This is a genomic window from Monashia sp. HAY1-2A, from assembly GCF_056755315.1.
The window spans coordinates 1-2,301 of record NZ_JBNDHY010000274.1 but is presented as its reverse complement, the minus strand read 5'-3'; the positions used below and the strand labels follow the sequence as shown (position 1 = coordinate 2,301).

Here is a 2,301-nt window from a genome sequence, read left to right as displayed (position 1 = left end):
CTCACCCGCGGGCAGGCCGACGGTGTCCTCGGGTTCGTCAACGCGGGCGCCGAGGCCTCCATGGTCGGTGCGTGCGCGGACTGGTTCGCGGTCACGGCGCTCTTCCGCCACCCGCTCGGGCTGCCGATCCCGCACACGGCCCTCATCCCGCGCAAGAAGGAGATGATCGGGCGCAGCCTCGAGGAGTTCGTCAGCGAGAACTTCATGCGCGAGGACATCATCCGCGAGCGGGTCCTCGACGCCGAGCCGACGCGTCGCGCCGCGGAGTGGGTGCTCGGTCCCGGCCACGCCAGGCGTCTCGTCGACGAGGTGGCCACCGTCACGGTCCACGCGCTGCACCGGATCCCCGACGAGGACGTCCGGGCCGTCATCGAGCTGGCCGTGCTGCCGCGGCTCAAGCAGGAACCGGTCAGCTCGCTGGCCGGTGGCCTGCTCGACCAGGTCGTGCGGGACGAGGCTCACGTCGCGCTCGTCGACCTCGTCCTCGACGAGCTGCGGGCCTGGCTCGTCGACAACGAGGACCTCTTCGAGGCGCTCATCACCCAGCGCGCGCCGTCGTGGGTCCCCGACGCCATCAACGACATCGTCGCCCGCAAGGTCCACGTCGAGGCGCTCAAGTGGCTGGCCGACATCCGCAACGACCCGCGCCACGACGTCCGACTGGCCCTGGACAAGCTGCTCGTCGACCTCGCCGACGACCTCCAGCACGACCCGGTGACGCAGGCCAAGGCCGAGCGGCTCAAGGAGCGGCTCCTGTCGCACCCGCAGGTGCCCGACACCGCGATGGCGCTGTGGGCCTCGCTGCGGTCGGTCGTCGTGTCGGCCCTCGAGGACGTGGACGGCCCGGTCCGCACCCGCGCCGTCAAGGAGGTCACCGGCCTCGCCGAGCGGCTCCTCGCCGACAGGGCCATCCGCGACCGGATCGACGCCCGCATCTGCGACGCCACGGTCTACGCCGTCGAGCGGTACGGCACCGAGGTGACCCAGGTCATCAGCCACACCATCGACCGGTGGGACGGCAAGGAGACCGCCGAGCGGGTCGAGCTCCAGGTGGGACGCGACCTCCAGTTCATCCGGATCAACGGCACCCTGGTCGGCGGCCTCATCGGCATGCTCATCCACGCCGTCTCGCTCCTCGTGCCCTGACCGCCTCGCCACACGCCCCCGTGGACGGTCGCGGCGGTCTGGGCCTGCTCCCTCCTACGCCTGCCGGGCCGCCCCCGCCGCCACGGCGTCGAGGCGCTCGGAGACCGTCCGCAGCACCCGGTGCAGCTCACGCAGCTCCGCGCGGCTCAGACCGCTGCGCTCGGCGATCGTCGTCGGCAGGCCGACGAGGGCGTCGAGGCGCTCGCGCCCCGCTCCGGTGAGGCGCACGACGACGCGTCGCTCGTCCTCGGGGTCCCGCGCGCGCGCCACGAGCCCGGCCGACTGCATCCGCTTGAGGAGGGGGGACAGCGTGCCGGAGTCGAGGCGCAGGAGGCGGCCGAGGTCGCCGACCGTCACCGGTCCGTGCTCGCCGAGGGCCATGAGGGCGATGTACTGCGGGTAGGACAGGCCGTGCTCGGCGAGGAGGTCCCGGTAGACGGCGTCGAAGGCGCGCACGGTCGTGTGCATGGCGTAGCAGATCTGCTGCTCGAGGCGAAGGTCCGGGGCCGAAGTGGTGCGTGCCATGGTTTCAGTCTACTATTCAATTGCGCACAATAGAGTTGACCACGATATGAAGGATGGATGATGACCTCCACCGCCCACCAGGCCCGCTACGTCGCCTCCGCCACCGCGTCCGGACGCGAGGGCCGCGCCGTCACCTCCGACGGGCGCCTCGACGTGGCGCTCGCGGCACCGAAGGAGCTCGGCGGCAGCGGACAGGGCACCAACCCCGAGCAGCTCTTCGCGGCCGGCTATGCCGCCTGCTTCGCCAGCGCCCTGGGGCTCGTGGCGCGGCAGCGTCGCGTCGAGGGCTTCGACGCGGCGGTGACGGCCGACGTCAGCCTGAGCGGCACGCCGGGCCAGGGCTTCGGGCTCGCCGTCGTCCTCGAGGTCGAGCTGCCGGACGGCCTCGACGGGGACCTCGCCCGCGAGCTCGTCGAGCGCGCGCACCAGGTGTGCCCGTACAGCAACGCGACGCGCGGGAACATCCCCGTCGAGCTGCGGGTCGCCTGAGCGGCTCCGTCCGGTCTTGTCCCGACGTCCCATTCCTGCCCGAGAACACCTGCCCGCCAAGGAGATCCGATGAGCGACAGCACGCCTGCGACCCCCGCCATGCCCTGTCTCTTATACACATCTGACGCTGCCGACGACGGA

General features: G+C 71.9%; 3 protein-coding genes. 2 read left to right on the top strand and 1 reads right to left on the bottom strand.

The genetic code is table 11. The features are described 5' to 3' along the window. A partial coding sequence (locus ACPYOM_RS21685) for a DUF445 domain-containing protein (protein ID WP_481347542.1) occupies window positions 1-1,146 on the top strand: 1,146 nt, incomplete at its 5' end. 54 nt (window positions 1,147-1,200) lie between these two features. On the opposite strand, the gene ACPYOM_RS21680 is transcribed toward ACPYOM_RS21685, so the two are convergent. After that, window positions 1,201-1,671: a MarR family winged helix-turn-helix transcriptional regulator gene (locus ACPYOM_RS21680; protein ID WP_481341085.1), complete on the bottom strand. Its 471-nt coding sequence runs from the start codon at window positions 1,669-1,671 to the stop codon at window positions 1,201-1,203. 60 nt (window positions 1,672-1,731) lie between these two features. Between ACPYOM_RS21680 and ACPYOM_RS21675 the strand changes: the two genes are divergently transcribed. Next, window positions 1,732-2,160 carry an organic hydroperoxide resistance protein gene (locus ACPYOM_RS21675; protein WP_481347541.1) on the top strand — a complete coding sequence of 143 codons (429 nt, stop codon included), beginning with the start codon at window positions 1,732-1,734 and terminating at the stop codon, window positions 2,158-2,160. The last annotated feature ends 141 nt before the right edge of the window (window positions 2,161-2,301 follow it).